The sequence below is a fragment of the Ruegeria sp. HKCCD3925 genome (genome assembly GCF_057221175.1).
Map to the genome: position 1 here is coordinate 442,439 of NZ_JBWVBI010000002.1, position 19,614 is coordinate 462,052.

General features: G+C 54.8%; 16 protein-coding genes. 7 read left to right on the forward strand and 9 right to left on the reverse strand.

Features of this window, described 5'->3' with window-relative positions:
* The first annotated feature begins 128 nt into the window (after nt 1-128).
* The gene (locus AC2TEM_RS06810; RefSeq protein ID WP_170422999.1) at nt 129-1,187 is read left to right on the forward strand and encodes a glycosyltransferase family 2 protein; all 1,059 of its coding nucleotides are present in this window, start codon (nt 129-131) and stop codon (nt 1,185-1,187) included.
* A gap of 12 nt (nt 1,188-1,199) precedes the next feature.
* On the forward strand, nt 1,200-1,859 hold the full coding sequence (locus tag AC2TEM_RS06815) for a sulfotransferase (RefSeq protein ID WP_170423001.1): 660 nt from the start codon (nt 1,200-1,202) through the stop codon (nt 1,857-1,859).
* A gap of 289 nt (nt 1,860-2,148) precedes the next feature.
* Here AC2TEM_RS06815 and nadC read toward each other — a convergent pair whose 3' ends face one another.
* From nadC to AC2TEM_RS06840, 5 genes are all read right to left on the reverse strand, one after another.
* Complete coding sequence (gene nadC, locus AC2TEM_RS06820; RefSeq protein WP_170423003.1) at nt 2,149-3,000, reverse strand: carboxylating nicotinate-nucleotide diphosphorylase; 852 nt, start codon at nt 2,998-3,000, stop codon at nt 2,149-2,151.
* Between the two features lie 12 nt (nt 3,001-3,012).
* On the reverse strand, nt 3,013-4,551 hold the full coding sequence (locus AC2TEM_RS06825; RefSeq protein ID WP_170423005.1) for an L-aspartate oxidase: 1,539 nt from the start codon (nt 4,549-4,551) through the stop codon (nt 3,013-3,015).
* Complete coding sequence (gene nadA / locus AC2TEM_RS06830; protein WP_170423007.1) at nt 4,548-5,519, reverse strand: quinolinate synthase NadA; 972 nt, start codon at nt 5,517-5,519, stop codon at nt 4,548-4,550. Before nadA ends, AC2TEM_RS06825 begins: the two co-directional genes overlap by 4 nt.
* 77 nt (nt 5,520-5,596) lie before the next feature.
* Entirely contained in the window at nt 5,597-6,478 is an 882-nt protein-coding gene (locus AC2TEM_RS06835; protein WP_170423009.1) for an NrtR DNA-binding winged helix domain-containing protein, read from the reverse strand.
* Nucleotides 6,479-7,343: 865 nt separating this feature from the next.
* The gene (locus AC2TEM_RS06840; protein ID WP_480856051.1) at nt 7,344-9,383 is read right to left on the reverse strand and encodes an alkyl/aryl-sulfatase; all 2,040 of its coding nucleotides are present in this window, start codon (nt 9,381-9,383) and stop codon (nt 7,344-7,346) included.
* Between the two features lie 317 nt (nt 9,384-9,700).
* Between AC2TEM_RS06840 and AC2TEM_RS06845 the strand changes: the two genes are divergently transcribed.
* Nucleotides 9,701-11,398, forward strand: coding sequence for a hypothetical protein (locus AC2TEM_RS06845; RefSeq protein ID WP_170423013.1), 1,698 nt, complete (start codon nt 9,701-9,703; stop codon nt 11,396-11,398).
* A 736-nt stretch (nt 11,399-12,134) separates the two neighbouring features.
* Here AC2TEM_RS06845 and AC2TEM_RS06850 read toward each other — a convergent pair.
* The 4 genes from AC2TEM_RS06850 to AC2TEM_RS06865 are packed head-to-tail and all read right to left on the reverse strand — an operon-like array spanning nt 12,135 to nt 16,359.
* Nucleotides 12,135-12,917 (reverse strand): arginine deiminase family protein, encoded by a 783-nt coding sequence (locus AC2TEM_RS06850; protein ID WP_170423015.1) that lies wholly within the window; start codon nt 12,915-12,917, stop codon nt 12,135-12,137.
* Between the two features lie 3 nt (nt 12,918-12,920).
* Nucleotides 12,921-14,525 carry a 5-guanidino-2-oxopentanoate decarboxylase gene (locus tag AC2TEM_RS06855; RefSeq protein ID WP_170423017.1) on the reverse strand — a complete coding sequence of 535 codons (1,605 nt, stop codon included), beginning with the start codon at nt 14,523-14,525 and terminating at the stop codon, nt 12,921-12,923.
* A complete protein-coding gene (locus tag AC2TEM_RS06860) occupies nt 14,522-15,706 on the reverse strand; it encodes a pyridoxal phosphate-dependent aminotransferase (RefSeq protein WP_170423019.1) in 1,185 nt (394 codons plus the stop codon). The genes AC2TEM_RS06855 and AC2TEM_RS06860 overlap by 4 nt, the downstream gene beginning before the upstream one ends.
* Nucleotides 15,703-16,359, reverse strand: coding sequence for a TetR/AcrR family transcriptional regulator (locus tag AC2TEM_RS06865; protein WP_480735361.1), 657 nt, complete (start codon nt 16,357-16,359; stop codon nt 15,703-15,705). Before AC2TEM_RS06865 ends, AC2TEM_RS06860 begins: the two co-directional genes overlap by 4 nt.
* 77 nt (nt 16,360-16,436) lie before the next feature.
* Here AC2TEM_RS06865 and AC2TEM_RS06870 point away from each other — a divergent pair, with 77 nt between their 5' ends.
* The 4 genes from AC2TEM_RS06870 to AC2TEM_RS06885 are packed head-to-tail and all read left to right on the forward strand — an operon-like array spanning nt 16,437 to nt 19,596.
* On the forward strand, nt 16,437-17,234 hold the full coding sequence (locus AC2TEM_RS06870; protein ID WP_170423021.1) for an ATP-binding cassette domain-containing protein: 798 nt from the start codon (nt 16,437-16,439) through the stop codon (nt 17,232-17,234).
* A gap of 41 nt (nt 17,235-17,275) precedes the next feature.
* On the forward strand, nt 17,276-18,040 hold the full coding sequence (locus tag AC2TEM_RS06875) for a transporter substrate-binding domain-containing protein (protein ID WP_170423022.1): 765 nt from the start codon (nt 17,276-17,278) through the stop codon (nt 18,038-18,040).
* Nucleotides 18,041-18,049: 9 nt separating this feature from the next.
* Nucleotides 18,050-18,802, forward strand: coding sequence for an ABC transporter permease (locus AC2TEM_RS06880; protein WP_170423024.1), 753 nt, complete (start codon nt 18,050-18,052; stop codon nt 18,800-18,802).
* Nucleotides 18,799-19,596: an ABC transporter permease gene (locus tag AC2TEM_RS06885; protein WP_170407528.1), complete on the forward strand. Its 798-nt coding sequence runs from the start codon at nt 18,799-18,801 to the stop codon at nt 19,594-19,596. The genes AC2TEM_RS06880 and AC2TEM_RS06885 overlap by 4 nt, the downstream gene beginning before the upstream one ends.
* Nucleotides 19,597-19,614: the final 18 nt, after the last annotated feature.

Sequence of the window (19,614 nt, forward strand, 5' to 3'; positions counted from 1 at the left end):
CGTACATTTTTCGTTCCTATGTGAAATTCGCAGTTCAGAACATCTGCAAAACCGTTATTCTCAATGAGCACCACATGACATGCGGTCTGGCGGATCACCAGACTGAAGCGTCGGATCAAAGGAATAGAATGACACGAAAGCTAGCGATCCTGACGGTCAAAGATGAAGGCGCGTTCCTGTTGGAATGGCTCGCCCATCATCAGATGGTTGGTTTCACTGATTTTCTGATCTTCTCGAATGATTGCGCGGATGGCACCGATCTGATGTTGCACCGACTCGAAGAGATGGGGCAAATCACTCATGTCAGCCATGAAGCCAAGCCCGATAAGAGCGTACAGTGGCAGGCTATGAAACAAGCCGCCAAACATCCTCTATTGAAAGAAGCAGACTGGATATTGGCGCTCGATATTGATGAGTTTGTAAATATCCATATTGGCGACGGCTCATTAAACGCGCTCATCCATAGCCTCCCCGAGGCGGATGCGATCACGCTCACCTGGCGGCTATTCGGAAATGCAGGGATCGTTTATTTTGAAGATGCGCCGGTGACCCAACAGTTCACTTCGTGCGCCCCCAAACCCATCCTTTGGCCCTGGCGCGCCTCGATGTTCAAAACGCTTTATCGCAACAACGGGATTTACCGTAAACCAGGCATTCATCGGCCAATTTCGCCTGATCAGACCCGCGTGGATGAGGCGCGCTGGTATGATGGATCAGGCCGTTTGCTTGGTGGCGATCATCGCCGCCAGCGGGTATTTTCCAACTATACCCAAGATACGACCATGAGGGTTCAGCTTAACCATTATGCTTTGGGCGCGATGGACTCCTTTCTGCTCAAACGTGCGCGTGGACGTGGGGTGCATTTCAAAGAGAAAATCGGCATGGATTATTGGGTCGATTACAACTTTAACAGCGATCAGGACGTCTCTATTTCCCGCTACCAATCTGCACTGGCTGCTCGGGTTTCCGAGCTAAAATCAGATGCCACACTGAAGAAGCTACATGACAAGGCCTGCGAATGGCGGCACAAGCGATTTAAGGAACTTTTGGAGTCAGAACCTGAACGCGCGTTTTTTGCTCGCCTGATGATGGCTGGCCAAACCACACCTCTGACGGAGCATACGGCCCGTCAACTTATTTCAGTTGCCATGCGCGCGAACCAGAAAGCCGCCGCAGAATCCGAGTAGGAGCCTTCCTTCGTGCCGCAATCATCAAAAACCCATCCTGAATATCTGTCTACTCGTGCAGGCCGTACGCGGCGGATATTTCAGGTCGGTTTCAACAAGTGCGGCACAAGGTCGATTTCCGGCTTTCTAGATAACAACGGCATTCCGACGGTTCACTTCAAGCGTGGCAATCTGGCCCGCGCGCTCGCTAACAATCTTAAGTATGGTTATGCGCCGCTCAATGGCATTGACCGTTGGGTCGGCTACACCGACATGCAGATGGTGAGCGGCTCGCGCGTGATTGAAGGTTGCCGTTATTTTCGTCAACTCGCGGCATATTATCCCAATTCCTATTTCATATTGAACACTCGAGACAAAGACAGGTGGATCGCAAGTCGCCGAAACCATGGCAATGGGTTTTATGCCGAGCGTTATCGTAAGGGTATGAATTTCGAGTCGGTTGATCAGGTAATTGATCATTGGTCAGAAGAATGGGATCGGCATCATCAGGAGGTGCTCGAATTTTTTAAGGACCAACCGGATAAATTATTGATATATAATATAGAAACAGACAGCCCTGACCAGATGTCCAAGTTCCTTGCGCCTGATTTTGAGACTGATCCGACTTTCTTCGGCCATGAGGGTAAAACGTCCGGAGGCAATGACGCCGACGATGCGGTTTCTCCGAATTGAGATGTCATGGCCTGCTTATTTGAGCAGCATAAGAAATCGAGTGTGGGCGAGAACGAAAGGTTCGGTCGCCAACTCTCTGACGAATGAATGCGACTTAAAACTTGCCCAGCTTAGCTGGCTAACGGAGTGACAAGACTGAACAGGCAGGCTGCGCCGCCGCGCACCTTTTGATTGCCTTGATTCCTATGGTGCGCGCGATGCTCTTGCCGTTGGCAATCTTTTGGAAAGGCCGTTGATTTCGACAATTTGGGCAATGAGCGTCGTAACTGTTGGTTTACTCTTGGTGCTGTTAGAGCACAAAATCCAGACCAATATCGAGGCAGTGTGCACTATGGGTGATCCAGCCCATAGAAATCAAATCAACACCGGTGTTCGCCACAGCCCGCACATTATCTGGGGTTATCCCGCCTGAAGCTTCGGCAATGGCTTGACCATCAATCATGCCTATAGCTTCGCTTAAGGTTCTTGGATCCATGTTATCTAGAAGCACCGCATCAACACCGATTTTCAGTACTTCGGCCAACTGCTCCAGCGTGTCGACCTCGATCTCGATCTTGACCATATGACCGACTGTCTCTTTGGCCCGAGTCAAGGCTGGGCGGACACCCCCGGCTATGGCGATGTGGTTGTCCTTGATCAGCACCGCGTCACTTAAGGAGTAGCGATGGTTCATGCCGCCGCCTGATCGCACAGCGTATTTCTCTAACGCCCGCAAACCGGGCGTTGTTTTTCGGGTACAGACGATGGCAGCACGCGTGCCTTCGACGCAGCGAACCATATCGGCAGTCACACTTGCAATACCCGATAGATGACCCAAGAAGTTGAGCGCCGTACGTTCGGCAATCAGCAGACTGCGCGACGGCCCTTTGAAAGTGGCGATCATTGTGCCGGGCGCGACTGTCCCACCATCCTCGACATGGCGGATTACTTTGATCGACGGATCTATCAGCTCACAAGCCAATTCAGCACAATCCAGACCGGAAATACATCCGGATTGACGCGCGCAAGCCACAACTTCGGAAACATGATCCGAAGGAATAACAGCCGAGGAGGTGACATCTCCGGCGAGGCCCAAATCTTCATCAAGTGCGCGGCGGATCACCGGCTCCAGCATCGTTCGGGGCAACGGGGCTAGGGGCATGATAGTCATTTCTCAAGCAGTCCTCAGAAAGGGTTCCTGACTGTTCAAACTCGCATGAGCAAGTACTTCGGTCAGAGTCATCAAAAGAGATTGCGCGTTCGCCTCAGGATTGGGGAAGTCGCTTCGGTAATGTCCGCCACGCGATTCTCGGCGCAGATCGGCAAAGACCGCGATCGAAAGCGCGACTAGTGCCGGGTCAGAAGCGCAGGCAGCGGTTTCGACCAACGGAGATAACTTTGAAATGACTTGACGCAATCCCACCTCGTCGCGGATCAAACCCAGAAATTTTGTAGCCAAAGGCCGGACAGAGCTAGGGTCAGAACGAGGCAGAGCGGTAACTGTAGGAACAAATGACAGGTTTCTCATTTCTGCCTTGGCAACATCATTTGCGGCGCGGCATCCCATCACCACCGCCTCCAGCAGTGAATTGCTAGCAAGGCGATTGGCACCATGCAGGCCAGTGGCCGCGCATTCACCTATGGCCCAAAGGCCTGACAGAGTGCTTCTTCCATACTCATCAACGGCGATACCGCCCATGTGGTAATGCGCAGCCGGAAGTATCGGTATGGGATCGCGCGCCGGATCAATTCCGCTTGCTGCGCACAATGCATGGATGCCAGGGAACCGCTGGACAAATTCGGCACCAAGCGCGGCACGAGCATCAAGAAACACTCGCCCACCTTCCAATATGACCTGATGCACGGCACGAGCCACCACGTCGCGCGGGGCCAGTTCAGCCCCCGGAATATGCGACATGAAGCGCTTGCCGGTTTGGTCAATCAGAATTGCGCCTTCGCCCCGGACGGCTTCACTGACCAATGCCAGTGGTGTCTGCTTGGCATCCAGCGCTGTGGGATGAAACTGGACAAATTCCATATCGCGCAAGGCTGCCCCGGCACGGGCGGCCATCATGACACCCTGGCCGAAATTACCTGAAGGGTTGGTGCTGACACCAAACAGACCGCCGCAACCGCCTGTCGCCATAACGACCTGAGATGTGCGCAGTACCTCTGCTTGGGCATCTTTTTGCAGATGAACGCCTGTGACGTGTCCGTCTAGCGTCAACACCCGTCGGGCTTCGACTCCGGTCAACCAAGTGATCGACTGGCATTGCAACACAGCACGCGCAAGGGCCGATGTGATTTCGGCTCCGGTGCGGTCGCCGCCTGCATGCAGTATGCGGCGGCGGGAATGCGCGGCCTCGCGCCCCAAGGCATATCTGCCGTCGGCGGTTCTATCGAAACGAACGCCATGTTTCTCTAAACCAGTGATCGCCTTTTGCGCTTCGCAGAGAATGGCCGACGCCAGGGTTTCGTCGCACAGCCCGTCGCCCGCCCGCAAAGTATCGGCCAAGTGTTGCGCAGGATCACCATCCGTGCCTAGTTCGGCGGCAATCCCTCCTTGAGCCCAAGCGCTGGAACATTCCTGGCCCAGCCCTGCACGGGTGATTAGTACTACGGGTTGTGGAGCTAGTTCCAGCGCTGCCGTCAGCCCGGCGATGCCGCCACCGATGATGGCAGTTCGACCATGAAGCCCTTCGAGCCAGATCATTTCACTGCCAGCATCCGTTCTACCGCGCGGCGCGCATCTTCGGCGATGGCCGGATCGACGGTGACTTCGTGATGGCCCAGTTCCAATGCGTTGCGAATGTTGCGCAGACTAATGCGCTTCATATGTGGACACAGGTTACAGGGGCGCACGAATTCCACCTCAGGATGGTTCAGCGCCACGTTGTCGCTCATCGAGCATTCGGTCAGCAGGCAAACCCGCGTCGGTTTTTTGTCGCCGACGAAATCCGACATGACTGCGGTAGAGCCAGAAAAATCAGCTTCGGCAACCACTTCGGGCGGGCATTCAGGATGGGCCAGGACCGTAACACCCGGCCACGCTTCGCGCATTTCACGTATATCGGCTGGCGTAAACAGTTCGTGCACCTCGCAATGTCCATGCCATGCGATCAATTCGACATCGGTCTCTTTGGCGACGTTCTTGGCGAGATACTCGTCCGGGATCATCAACACGCGCGGCACTCCGAGGGATTCCACCACCTTTACTGCGTTGCCCGAGGTGCAGCAGATATCCGATGCCGCCTTCACCGCTGCCGAAGTGTTTACATATGTGATCACCGGAACGCCGGGATGGGCTTCGCGCAGAAGCGCAATATCCTCGGGTGTGATGGAATCCGCCAGTGAACACCCCGCCCCCAAATCTGGGATCAGCACTGTCTTATCAGGATTCAGCAGCTTGGCAGTTTCCGCCATAAAATGCACACCAGCCAACACAATGACATCGGCATCAACCTTCACAGCTTCGCGCGCAAGCGCAAGGCTGTCGCCCACGATATCGGCAACTCCATGGAAGATCTCCGGCGTTTGGTAATTGTGGGCGAGGATGACCGCATTCCTCTCACGCTTGAGATCAAGGATGGCTTCCAGATCATCTTCAAACAGCATCCATTCGGGTTGCGGGATGATCTGCTTTACCCGGTCGTAGAGGTCTGGAAGGCGAAAATCTTTCATTGGCTTCTCCGTTTATACTCGAATCGAGTATATTGAGGTCATGCTTATTCTCGATTCGAGATTATGTCAAGCGAGGTTCAGGACCGGGAGAGAGGTAATCTGACGCCCGACAGCATGCGAGCCTCTAGAATGGCCGGCCTATATCGGAACAGGCGCGCCGGGCGACCACCGGTGCCGCTGGACATTTCGCCGGTATCTTCAATCAATTCCTGCTGATCAATCTGGCGGCGAAAATTGGGTTTGTGCAGGTGTAGACCAGACAGCGCTTCGACTGTGCGCTGTAACTGCAGCAAGGTGAAGCTTTCGGGCATGAGCTCGAACACCACCGGAGAGTATTTTATCTTGGCCCGCAAGCGAGATATGCCGGTGGCGAGAATGCGACGGTTGTCCGCTTCCATGTGACGACCGAATTCAGGAGTATCAACAAGCCCTGCTTCGTACATCAGCTCATAACGTTGCAAAACCAGTTCTTCGTTCCAAGTCTTCCCATTCAAACCAAACAGATAGTCCACACGCTGCAGTTTTAGCGGATCACTTCCTGCCCAAGCTGAGATACGTTTGATAATTTGCGGTAGATCTTCTGGGCTGCGATCACGATGATCCTCCCATGGGAAGTACTGATACCAGCTACGCCATGCCGGACGTCCAGCACCGGTAGTATCCTGCTCCCGCACCAGACCGAGATAGCTGATCGAGATACGCTGAGAGTTGTCGGCATAACCCGAGCGTGGATCGCGATCCTTGTCTGCAAAGGTATAAAGCTGTTCAAGATATCCCACCGGATGGCCAGTCTGCGCCTCAATCCAGGCCCGCAAGCCGCTTTGCAAGCTGCGGTGCGAAGATTCGAACGGTCCCGAAGGTAGCGCGTTACCGCCACGCAAGGTCATGACACGCGGCTGATCATCAGTCACGGCGATTAGGATTGCGATCAGTTCGGCAGGGGCTAGTCCACTTGGCAAGGAATTTCCTGTTTGTAGAATGTCGCGAAGCGTTGGTTAGAATGTGCGTTCTAAACCAAATTTAGTACCTTGGCTTGAAGAAAAATACCGTGTGACGGGTGCTTCTTCAGAGAACAAGCGTTTCTGGCCCAGTTAATCGCCCCACTGATCAACCATCAGGTTACTACTTTCGGTCCAACGAGCTCGAGATACAGTTTCGTCCCACAACTTGAGCAGTGTCGCAAGCTATGGGTTCGGGCTGACCAAACAGCCCGTTGAGGTATTCGTTTCGCTAAAGTAGTTCTCAGACCGGTCGTACATATGATCTTTTTAAAGGCTGCCGTTTCCGCAAAGACATTATTGATTACACTAAATACTTCGATTTGCGACACACAGTGTCTTATCGAAATTTGGAAGCGATCATAGCATATCGCAGCTAAAGTCTGACCACGTCACATTCGACAGTTGGGTTGTGAAGCTTCCTCCAGTTCGAAGATACCCATCCGACCCGCGGCGCTAAGCAGCCAGTTCTTTGAATCGTTGTACGGGACGGGGTCCAGGAGTGAATTGAAATCTACGGATCGGGACCTCTAGGTAGTTTGATATCTTGGCTGATGTTCACAAATTGCAAGTTTCAGAACATCCCAGTTTGATTTTTGCGTCATGCGCTTTGGCTTTCTTAGGCTGAAGATTCTGATCCCGCATTGACACCACGGATGAAAGAGTCCACGCACGGCGGTAACAATCCAGCAGTCGTTCGGGCGGGGCATTCTGCTGCTCCGATACCAGCACTACTGGTCGAAAACTTCTCCCGGTCCAATAGTCAGAAAGAGAGAGGCCCAGGGCAGCAAAACCCTGAGCCAGCTTTCAATCGGACGGTCCCGTCTCAGCCGCCACTCGAGTTTGCTAACCCGGGCTGGGCAAAATCATTGGCGGGTGGTGTCAAATCCTGTGCACCGGTGCCGGGCATCAACTCGAAACCCAAATCGAATTGATCCAGGGTCGAAGCCAGTTGCGCTACGATCTCGGCGTTGCCCTCAGACTGCGCGGTGCCATCAGCGAGCATCTCGGTCAATCTGCGCTCACCGGTCATGAGCTTTTCCAGGTCCGTGCGGCTCAGACTGATCGAAAGATCGGCGTCTTCCGCCACCTGATCGACGATATGAGTCAGAGTGGCATTGCTCATCTCGACAACGATGTTCTCGTCCCGATCGGGGATCGACAGGTTGATGGTGAACTCCATATCGGCGGCTTTGGCGCTATTGACACGAATGGCCAGAAAGTCGAGCCACATCGTGGTCTGCATCGCCCTTATCGTATCGGGACCGGTGGTCTCGATAGTAGCGCCCTGCGGAATACCGTTGCGCAGTTCGAACGCCGCGCCAAGGAACGAGTTGCGGACCGAAGGGCTTTCCTTCTGATACCCGATCTGCTCGAACGCGTCGGCCAACAGGTCCTTGGCGGCCTGGTTCTGTGGCTCGGCGTAGACCAGTTTGTTTAGAATCTCGGTCGCTTCAAGATATTTGCCGGTGTCGACCAATTCCTGCCCTTTCGACAGGATCGGTTCGGCGCCGCCCATCATCTCGATAAACAGCGGCGCGCTGTCTTCTGGCGACAGAGGTGTGAGCGTGGTGGGGTTGGCATCCCAGTAGCCCAGATAACGGTTTATCACCGCCCGGCTGTTATGCTCGACCGAGCCATGATAGCTGCGCGCGGCCCATTGCTGCTGCAGGCTTTCCGGCACGTCATAGACGTTGTGAATCTGATTGATGGTCACGCCCTTGTTGGCCAGATTCAACACCCCGTTGTTAAGATTGGCGTAAGTGTCACGCTGCGCACGCATCACTTCTTGAATGCGCTCATTTCCGTAACGGGGCCAAGAGTGAGAGGCGAACATCAACTCGGCATCCTGCCCAAACTTGTACAGCGCGTCATTGACATGCTTGGACCAGCTCAGCGCATCGCGCACCAGTGCGCCACGCAAGGTATAGATGTTGTGAATTGTGCCAGTGATGTTTTCCGCCGCCCAGAATGCCTTGAGGTCGGGGAAATAAGTATTCATCTCAGCAGGTGCTTCAGTACCCGGTGTATTCTGGAAGATCATACGCACGCCGTCTACGATGATCTCTTCATACGCGTCCGAGACATAGCGGGTCGGTTCGATCAGGCCCGTGGTGCCAGCCGAGATGTTTTTGCCGATGGACTGATCCACATGGCCGAACGGGCTGCGTGGCAGCAATACGCCGTATTGGAAAAACAGACGGCGGTTCATCACGTTGCCCGCATAGACGTTTTCGGAAACCGCATGTTCCATGAAACCTTCGGGCGCGATCACCTCCACGCCGTTTGCCACGTCCTCATCGGTGATCACCCCGCGCACACCGCCATAATGGTCGGCGTGGGAATGCGAATAGACAACCGCCTTGACAGGAAGTTCGCCCACGGTGTCGTTTAGCAGCTTCAGCGCTGCAGCGGCAGTTTCCTTGGAGGCCAGCGGGTCAAAGATGATCCAGCCGGTATCGCCACGAATAAAAGTGATGTTGGACAGATCGAAGCCACGCACCTGATAGATGCTGTCGTCGAGAATCTCGTACAGGCCGAAATTCATGTTCAGGATCGCCTGACGCTGCAACGACGGGTGGATCGAGTCGAACTCTTTGCCCTCGAGCAGATAGTCATAGCTGCCGATGTCCCAGGCGACGGTGCCATCCTCGGTTTTGATCTGGCGGTATTCTGGAACCGCAATTAGCCCCTTGCGGCTTTCTTCAAAGTCACGCTCGTCATCGAACGGCAGGTTATTGCGTTGGGTTTGCTGGAATTCGATCGTGTAATCCGAGGGCAACTTGCCCTTCGGGTCAAAGTGCTGAGGACTATCATCCTGCGCGACGGCAAGACCTGAGGTCAGCGTCAAAAGGGTGACGGTCAAGAGTAAGGTGGTTCGGCGTGGCATATATAATCGGTTCCTATCATGAACGCTTCAAAAGAGATCGCAGCGCAGGAGGTCTGACGGGACGAACCACGAGGTTGAAATTCGTCCCGCCGGTGCATTGACCTCCAGAAGTGCCGAGATGCGCGATCTTTTGGAAGCCGGGTGCCTGCCTGTACGACCAGCAGTGCGGCCCTCTTATCCGCAGAATTTTTCCCGAGAAGTGCAAACATGTTGCCACCTGTCAAAAAACACATGTATCAACGAGGCCAACATAATGGTTTTCCTCGGTTTTCCCGAGGCAGAGGGATATTGAAGTGGATACTACCGAGCGCGAAATTCGGGTACAGATGCAACGTATCCTGGATCATCCGGATTTCACCGCCAGCCCCAAACGCCGCGCATTTCTGAACTATATCATCGAGGAATATCTGGCCGGTCGTTCAGATCAGATCAAAGGCGTGTCGATTGCCATGTCCGTCTTTGACCGCGACGAAAGCTTCGACCAGCAGGTCGATCCGATTGTCCGACTTGAGGCGCGGCGACTACGGCAGGAGATTGACACCTACTATGCCGGGCCCGGTCGGGGCGATCCGATACGTCTCACCATACCCAAAGGAGGATACGCGCCGCGGTTCGCAAAATCTTCACTGCCCGGCCCTGTTCCGGCACCTGCTGACGCCCGGCCAAATGCCGGGTTCAGCGGACGACGACGCGCTGGGATTGGACTGGCTGTCGCCTTTGGCCTGGCATTGTTTGGGCTAATCTGGGGATTGACCCGTTCAGGGACGCCAGAGGAACAGGCAAATCACAGCTTGCCCAAAGGGCCCGTCGTGGCTGTACTGCCCTTTGAAACTCTGGGAGATGGCCCCGAGTACTTCGCCGATGGTCTTACCCGGCAGTTGACGACCGAGTTGATCCGGTTCCGGGACATCTGGGTCTTGCCCCTTGGCAGCACACTGCATTCTGGTGAAACCGAGATTGATACGGCGAGCTTGCGTACAGAATTCAACGCTGATTTCGCGCTGGAAGGCAATGTGATGGACAGGGGCGACACCTTGCGCCTGTCCGCACGCCTCATTGATCTGAAAGACCGAAGATATATCTGGTCGCAAAGCTACGAGGTCAGCAATACCTCCAAGGAGATCTATGCGGTACAGGACAGCATTATCCGAGATGTAATGGGTAAACTGGCCGGGAAATACGGGCTACTGACGCTTGGCGCGATGCGAGATGCCGATAGAATTCCACCCAACAATCGCGATGCTTATGACTGTGTGCTTGGTTATTACAGCTATCTGGTAACCATCAATCTGGATCGCCATGCCGAAATCAAATCCTGTATCCTGAGCGCGCTCGAGAAGGCTCCGGATTATGCCGAGGCCTGGGCGGTGCTGTCGAACTTGTATCTGCAACAGATACGTTTTGGGCTGGGCGGAAATCGCGAACAGATTCTGGCCGCAGCCGATGCCGCAGCACGCCGGGCGGTCGAGATCGACCCAAATCTGGCGGCGGGACATCTGATGATGGCCAATATGCGGTTCGTGCTCGGTGATTTTGCCGGGTTCCGCGAGGCCGGGCAACGGGCGATCGACCTGAATCCGAATGACACCGACATTCTGGCCCATTACGGGATGCGTCTGGCGTTCAGTGGCGAATGGGACAAAGGACTTGCTATTGTAGACCGGGCAATCGCTCTGAACCCTGTGCATCCTCAGTGGTATCTGTTTCCGCGGGTTTTTTACGAGTTCGACCGGGGCGACTATGAAGCGGCGCTGGCACAATTGGAACAAATCGATATGCCAGGTTTCTTCTGGACCCATCTATGGCAGGCCGCGCTACACAGCAAACTGAGAAATGGGGAACAGGCCCAGGCGGCTCTACGCAGCTTGTTGGTTCTACGCCCAGATTTTTCATCTGTTGCATCAGATATACTTGCCATTTGGCAACTTGACGCCACTTTTAAGGAGAAACTGTTGGCCAGCCTTCAGAAGGCTGGTTTGTCAGATTCTTGACCGGCTTATCCAATTTCCGCACACCTATTCATCGGTGGGCTTCACTGTTATCTGGAATCGCATCACCCTTGTACGCAGCAATAAGCAAACCACGTCAGATGGCTGACTTTAAATCATCAGATCGTTGTTTGTTTCTCCAACTTCCAGTGCTGCTTTCACGCGAGCAGGCCAATGGTCGCTGCCGGTTCATGTCTGGGTTGGCTTGTCAGGGTTACTGAAGGGTATTGTCTGGTTGTTCGTTGCTTGAAGCAGAAAGTTATCGAATTGGAGTGCAGGCGTTCACAGCGCGCGTATAGTATTGCCATACATCAAAAGCATCAGCTCGGGCGTGTCGATAAGAATTGGCAGAAACGCGGTGGCGTTTTGGACGGAACAATGAGGCGATTTAGTCATGGGCTGCCAAAAACCGCTGCGCTTGTCCGAGTGACTTGCACCACTCCATGATCTTCTCCAGTCGAGGCACCGACGCGTGGTTTCAGCTCGATTTTTCGAGCCCTGTGCTGGCGATGTTCGATCCCTGGAGCAATCTCCGATTTTTCTGCTGCATAGGGGGAACTCACCTGCTAAGAATATCACCAGCCTTGCTCAGAATGTAGTTAATACTAGCTTCGCAGCTAAAAACCTTGGGATACTGTGTGCCTTGGAGGGCAATCGCAAATTAGCTTTCGGCTAAAAAGCTTGATATTCATTCGCCAACTAAAACACCGCCGATGACCAAAAGTTGGCGAATAACCCTTCAAAGTCTTAGCGAGAGACATGACATGCCGCCATCCAGCTTGGCGCAATCGGTGTTGTCAATTTCTACGATCTCAAACCCTTCACGATCCAACATGTCCGCTGTGCGTGAGAAGCCAGCAGCCATCAGCACCAGATTGTTGAAGCGGATCGCGTTGGCAGCAGCTTCTTCCCCATCAGCAACATGAAGCACTCGGTAGCCCTCAAAGCAGCCTGATGCATCAAGTCTTCGGGTAGACAGGATTGTTTCGGCATCCATCAGTGAACAATCTGTCTTGAAGTGCAAAACGCCTTCCGGTGTAAACACTTCACGCAGTTTGTGGCCCCACGCGGAGGTGATTTTAGACAGCTCGGCGACACCTTCAGCGTCAGTGCGGTCTGATCTGCCCACCAAAATTTCGCGGCCGGTTACAAGAATATCTCCGCCCTCGATATGGCCGGGGCCGTTGATTTCCAGAACCGTCTCGTAGCAAGCGCGAAGATTTGGCGCCATTTCTGCCACCTCACCCATCCGCGATGGTGCGCCTGGCCGCATCAGCACAGCGCCTTGCGGCAGGCAAAGGGCCGTATCCTCGACAAACTGCGCGTCGGGGAACGCGTCGAGGGGATCAAGTTCGATCACTTCAGCCCCGGTGCTTTTCAGTGCAGCCACGTAAGCCTTGTGTGCCGCCATCATCCCTTCGAAATCGGGGTTTCCAATATCCTTTGCACGCAAACCGCCAGCAATGGTCGCAGCCGGGCGGCGGGTGATGGCGCGGGAGAACTCAAAGGTCGGGTCTGACATGTTTCAATCTTTCTGAGGTTCACATTTCGGAGCGATGACTTCGATCATTGCAGGCCCATCTAAAGCGACAGTTTCGCGAAACGCCTGCGCGACAGCCTGTGGTTCGGCCGGAACCTTGGTGAATGGAATGCCAAAAGACTTGGCTGATGCAGAAAAATTCGGGGGCGAAGGATCACAACCTATGACGGTCACACCCACATCCCGCATCGACGCGGCAATTTCCTGGTATCCATGATTGTTCCAGATCACGAAGGTGACCGGCAGGTTTTCATCTGCTGCGGCCATGATTTCAGGCAATGAAAACTGTGCACCTCCATCGCCGACAATGCAGATCGCCCTTGCAGTCGGATCGGCGATCGACGCGCCGATGGCAGCGGGTATCCCGTAGCCGAGCGCGCCATATCCCGTTGCTGCGTTGAACCAACCTCCGGCCCGGTCGTGGTCGTAGAAAAGATTGCCGGCATAAATTGGTTGGGTTGAGTCTCCGACCATCAATGCATTCGGAACTGCCGAGCGAATGGCGTTCAGGATTTCGACCTGATGGCGATAGTCCGGACCAATTTCCTCCCAGGCGGCGCGGCGTGTTTTGCTGGCGCGTTCGGCACCGTCGTCTTGCTTTGCCTCATTGGACAATGCCCCAAAAAGCGCCGGTACAACCAAATTAACGTCACCTTGAATGGTTAGCGCTGCCTCATGTCGCGCCAGTTGATCGCTGCAGCGATCCACCCGGATCAGGCCTGACCTTCCTGCTATTTGCTCGGTGGCGTACATGTCATAGTCGGTTGGCCCCAATTCGGTTCCCAAAGCCAGAACGCAATCAGCGCTTTCTATCAGCTCGCGTACTGCTTTGAGGCTGGGGCTGGCCGGAACGGTCAGTGGATGTCCGTGCATCAGGCCCCGTGCGTTGACGGTTTGCACGACGGGGGCATCGAGAGTTTCAGCCAATGTCTGTAAATCGGTTTCCGCTTTTTTCGCGCCACCACCCGCCAGAATGACAACTCTATTTGCTTCAGCCAGTTGCCTTGCCGCTTGTGAGATTAAGTCTGGATTGACCGGGGGTGCTGGATCGAGCGTCTCGACTGGTGTTTTTTGATATTTTTCTGCCGCTACATCCAACGGGACCTCTATATGCACCGGCCCTGGGCGACCGTTGGTCAGGTCGTGAAAAACACGGTCCAAGACCGGGTCCAGAGCGTTGGAGTCGGGAACTTGTTCTGACACCAACGCAACTGTTCTGGCCAGCCCCAGTTGGTCTGGCAATTCATGCAGATGTCCCAAGCCCTTGCCAAGTGAAGTGGTCTTATTGACACCAGAGACCACCAACATCGGAATTGAATCAGCGCGCGCCTGCGCCATGGGTGTCAAGGTGTTGGTCAATCCGGGGCCGGTGATCACAAAGGTCACACCCGGTTTCCCCGAAACACGCGCATAACCATCAGCCATGAAACCAGCACCCTGTTCATGCCTGGGCGTGATATGACGAATGCCCGAAGCCGCAAGACCGCGGTAAAGTTCGACCGTGTGAACGCCCGGAATTCCGAAGACGCAGGTCACATCTCTTTGGCGAAGCTTGGCAACCAAAGCTTCGCCGATTGTCATTCCGCTCATGCAACCTCGCGTGATTTGCTGTTGGCGTGATCAATGATGCGAGAAACCGCTGTGGCAAAATCGGCGTCACTAATCGTCAGCGCGACCCGGACCCAGTCTTTCAGACCGTCGCCAAAGGCGGACCCTGGCATGACAGCCACCCCGGCCTGTAACAGATCCCACGCATAAGCTTCACCATCAAACCCGGTGGCAGAAACGTTGATGAGGGCGAACATTCCCGCCTCTGGGCGATGAACCGTCAGATCCGTTTCTGCTTCAAGACGATCAGCCAGCAGGGTGGCGCGGCGAGAGAAACGAGCGGCCATGCCGGGCGCAACCTCGGACCCGTCGCGGATTGCCTTTTCGGTCATGTCCGCGATGAAGGGCTGATTGCCAAAGAGCATTGTTTCGGAATACGGCAGCAGCGCTTCACAAAACGCTGCTGGTCCGACACACCAACCGCTACGAAACCCTGGGGCAGCATGTGATTTCGAGATGGATGATACACCTATGACACGATCCGCCAGTTTCGGGTCTGCCAATGGTGAAGCAAATTCGGCCTCGTCAAAGATCAGTTCTTCATAGACCTCGTCCGAGATGATCCATAAATCGTGCGCCATGGCGAGCTGCCCGATTTCGGCAATTTCCGTGGTAGTCAGAATTGCACCTGTCGGGTTGTGTGGCGTTGTCAGAAGAATGGCGCTGCTGCGTGGAGTGATGCGTGCAGCAATATCTTCGGCTTGCATGCGAAACCCGTGCTCTGGCCGAAGCGGCACAGGCACCATATCCGCCCCGGATGCACGCACGACTCCTTCGTATGTCGCGTACATCGGATCACCAACCAAAACTTCGTCTCCGGCCTCTGCAATCCCGGACATCACTGCAAAAAGGGCGGTTTGCGTCCCGGGAAAGCACAAAAAGTTCTCGGGTCCGAAGGGCCGCCCCCGAGAGGCTGAATAGCGAGCAGCAAGCGCGTCAAGCAGTCCGGCTTCACCGCGCCCGTTGGAATACCCTGTCCGTTGTGCCCGCAAGGAGGTTACGGTGGCTTCTACCAATGCGGCTGGCACGGGCACATCCGGTTCTCCAATCGTCATTTCGACGATATCCACTCCGGCTTTGATAAGGTCACGTGCTTTCAGGTGTACACCCCATTTGGCACCACCCAACCCCGCTAAGCGCTCAGTCAGAGATGTTGTCTTCATGGCTGCTCCGCCTCTTTGTTTAATGGTATCCCCAGGATGGCGCTCACGGAGTCCAAGCCGATCCGCGCCAGTTGCCCTTCGGAAAACGCGTCCGGAAGCGCACCGCCTTCCAGCCAAAGGCCGTCGATTACCGCGTTGCAAGCAATGGCCAGTTGCGTTGCCTCCGTTGCAGCAACTGAACGTCCGGTTTCCAGCAATGCGGCGACGATCAGCTCCTCGAGGTGACCCCGGAAATAGTTATAGGTCTGCTGGTGAATGCGCTGCATTTTTGAATCATGTTGCACCTTGTTCAGAAAGCTGGCCCACAACGCCACGGCGCTTGGATCAACGATTGGTGGTCGCAGCGACGCGTCAACGAAGTTGGTCAACTGAGATACCGCGCTTCCCATTCCTGACGAAGCTGCTGTCTGATCGGTTAGCGTATTCATGTGGTGCTCATACGCCGCTTGAACCAACTCTTCTTTTGAAGAGAAATAATGACGGATCAACCCTTGGGTCACGTTCGCGCGGGCTGCAATATCACGCACCGTGGCACCGTGGACGCCCATCTCGGCGATCAGGTCCAAAGTCGCCAATATCAGCGCCTCGCGCCGAAACTCAGCAGATTCACGTTTAAATTTGCGGCTGTCGTCCTGCACGTCAGTGTCATCCATGGCATGGAGTTATTATACACTTGCATAATTGCGAGATTCGAGGCTTACTGCAAGCTGAAATCAGAAGATTGATAGATATGGACACAGCCGAAGCAGCATCACCCACACCCGAAGCCACTGCGTCCATTGAGGCGATAAAGATTGAGGACCTGCACAAATCCTTTGGTGCGCTAGAGGTCCTGAAGGGTGTCTCCCTGACTGCCAACAAGGGGGACGTTGTCGCAATCATCGGGGGGTCAGGCTCGGGCAAATCCACCATGCTGCGCTGTATCAACTTCTTGGAAACGCCGAGCTCGGGAAAAATCACCATAGGCGGTGAATTGGTTGAAATGCACGCCGATGGTAGCCCCGCGAACCGCCGCCAGATCGAGCGTATCCGAACGCGGCTGGCAATGGTTTTTCAGCAGTTCAATCTGTGGACGCATCGCACGCTTCTGGAGAACGTGATCGAAGTGCCGATACATGTCCTAAAGGCGCCAAAGGCAGAGGCTATCTCGCGGGCGCACGACCTGTTGAAAAGGGTAGGGCTTGGTGACAAGGCCGACACCTTTCCGGCCTATCTATCTGGCGGTCAGCAACAGCGCGCCGCCATTGCCCGTGCGCTTGCTGTAGATCCTTCGGTGATGCTTTTCGATGAGCCCACATCGGCGCTGGACCCCGAGTTGGTCGGCGAAGTTTTGAACGTGATCCGTGATCTCGCTGGTGAAGGACGCACCATGCTGCTCGTCACCCATGAAATGAAATTTGCGCGCGAAGTTGCCAGCCACGTTGTCTATCTTTTCGAAGGCCGCATTGAAGAGCAGGGTCCACCTGCCGAGGTCTTCGGTAATCCAAAATCAGAGCGGTTGAGGCAGTTCCTCAGCTCGGTCGCCTGATTCAGTCAAAACAAACTAATGAACCAAAAGGGAGTAACAAAATGAACCTTAAGAAACTGCTTGCGTCCGGAGTTGCCGCCGCCATCCTTTCAGTTGGTGTCGCCAGTGCCGAAGAGGTCAAGATCGGTATCGCGGCTGAACCTTATCCACCATTCGCTTCGCTTGACAGCTCAGGCAACTGGGTTGGATGGGAGATCGATGTTATCAATGCTGTCTGTGCCGCTGCCGAACTGGACTGTGTTATAACGCCTGTAGCCTGGGATGGTATCATCCCATCGCTGACCGGGCAGCAAATCGACGCCATCATGGCCTCTATGTCGATCACCGAGGAGCGGATGAAAACCATTGATTTCAGCGATCCTTACTACAACACACCCGCTGTGATCGTTGCGGACAAATCGATGGATATCGAAGCGACACCAGAGTCGCTGGCGGGTAAAGTTGTCGGCATTCAGGCTTCGACCATCCACCAGGCCTATGCGCAGGAATATTTCAAGGATGCTGAACTGCGGGTTTATCAGACACAGGATGAGGCCAATCAGGACCTGTTCGCAGGCCGTATTGATGCAACTCAAGCAGACAGCATCGCCATGGCCGACTTTGTAAACTCGGATGCGGGCGCTTGCTGTGAAATTAAAGGCGCCGTTGCAGATGATCCCGCTATTCTGGGACGCGGCGTTGGGGCTGGCGTGCGCAAAGGGCAAGATGACCTGCGTGAGGCGCTGAACAAAGGCATCGCCGCAATTCTTGCCGATGGCACGCACGAGAAGATCACATCGAACTATTTCTCGGCCAGCATTTACTAAGCCGCTGCTGTGAACGGACTGTTGGATTCACTTGGATTGGCGCAGAGCGCAGAGCTTTTGTCGCTCTCGCCGCCGGGATGGGGGGCCAATCTGCTGCGCGGATTGTCCCACTCATTGCAGATCGCTTTCGGCGCTTATGCCCTCGGTCTCGTGATCGGATTGTTCGGAGCTTATGGCAAACTCTATGGCGGGAAGGTCACGCGCGATCTTCTCGCCATCTACACGACGGTGATCCGGGCTGTGCCCGAGCTGGTCCTGATACTGATCCTGTATTACGTGGGATCTGACATCATAAACAAAATCTCCGCCGCAATGGGCGGGGGTCGGGTTGAGGTCAGTGGTGTTGGCGCAGGCATATGGGTGCTGGGTGTTGTCCAGGGTGCTTACGCGACCGAGATTTTGCGCGGCGCAATTCAGGCGGTTCCGCCCGGTCAGATCGAAGCCGCCAAATCCTACGGGATGCCCGCCTTCATGACCATGCGCCGCGTGACAATCCCGGCCATGATGAGCTTCGCCGTGCCAGGTCTTGCCAACCTGTGGCTGATTGCAACCAAAGATACCGCGTTGCTCGCTGTTGTGGGTTTCAACGAGCTGACACTGGAAACCCGCCAGGCTGCAAGCAGTACACGCGCCTATTTTACTTTCTTTCTGGCAGCGGGATTTCTTTATCTCATGGTAACGCTGTGTTCGGGCGGCATCTTCGCTCGGATTGAGAAATGGGCGCGTCGCGGCCAACCCTCCCTTAAAGGAGGGGGCAGATGATTGATTTCAGATCGTTGATGCAACCACATCGCATTGTGATGATGCTGATATTCGCTGGAATCGTTGTCTGGTGCGCCGTCTCTCTTCAGTGGGACTGGATCCCGAAATATGCGCCGCTCGCCCTTCAGGGCATTTGGACGACAATCTGGCTGTTGGTGGTCACCGTAGTTTTGGGTTTCCTACTCGCCGTTCCACTTGGATTGGCACAGGCGGTTGGGCCTTGGTATCTTGCCGCCCCTGCCAAGGCATTTTGCACTATAATCCGTGGCACACCGCTGCTGCTGCAACTCTGGTTATTGTATTATGGGCTTGGGTCTTTGTTTCCGCAGTTCCCCTGGATACGCTCTTCCGAGTTGTGGCCCTATTTGCGACAGGCCTGGCCATATGCAGTACTGGCGCTGACGTTGTCCTATGCCGGCTACGAAGGAGAGGTGATGCGCGGTGCCTTCAAAGGGGTCGCCAAGGGTCAGCTTGAGGCAGCCAAGGCATTTGGCATGCCACGTTTCACCATGTTTCGCCGTATCTGGTTGCCGCAAGCTATCCGCAACGTCCTGCCGACATTGGGCGGTGAAACCATATTGCAACTCAAAGCAACTCCATTGGTTGCGACGATCACTGTCGTCGACATTTACGCCGTATCTTCACGTGTGCGCTCCGACACTTTCATTATTTACGAGCCGCTCATCCTGTTGGCCGTATTCTATATTCTCGTCGCGGGCGTGATCGCATTTGGTTTCCACTGGCTGGAAGTAAAGGTTCTTGGGACTGGAAACCGCAATGGCGGTACCAGTTAGTATCGCCAGCAGCGGAGG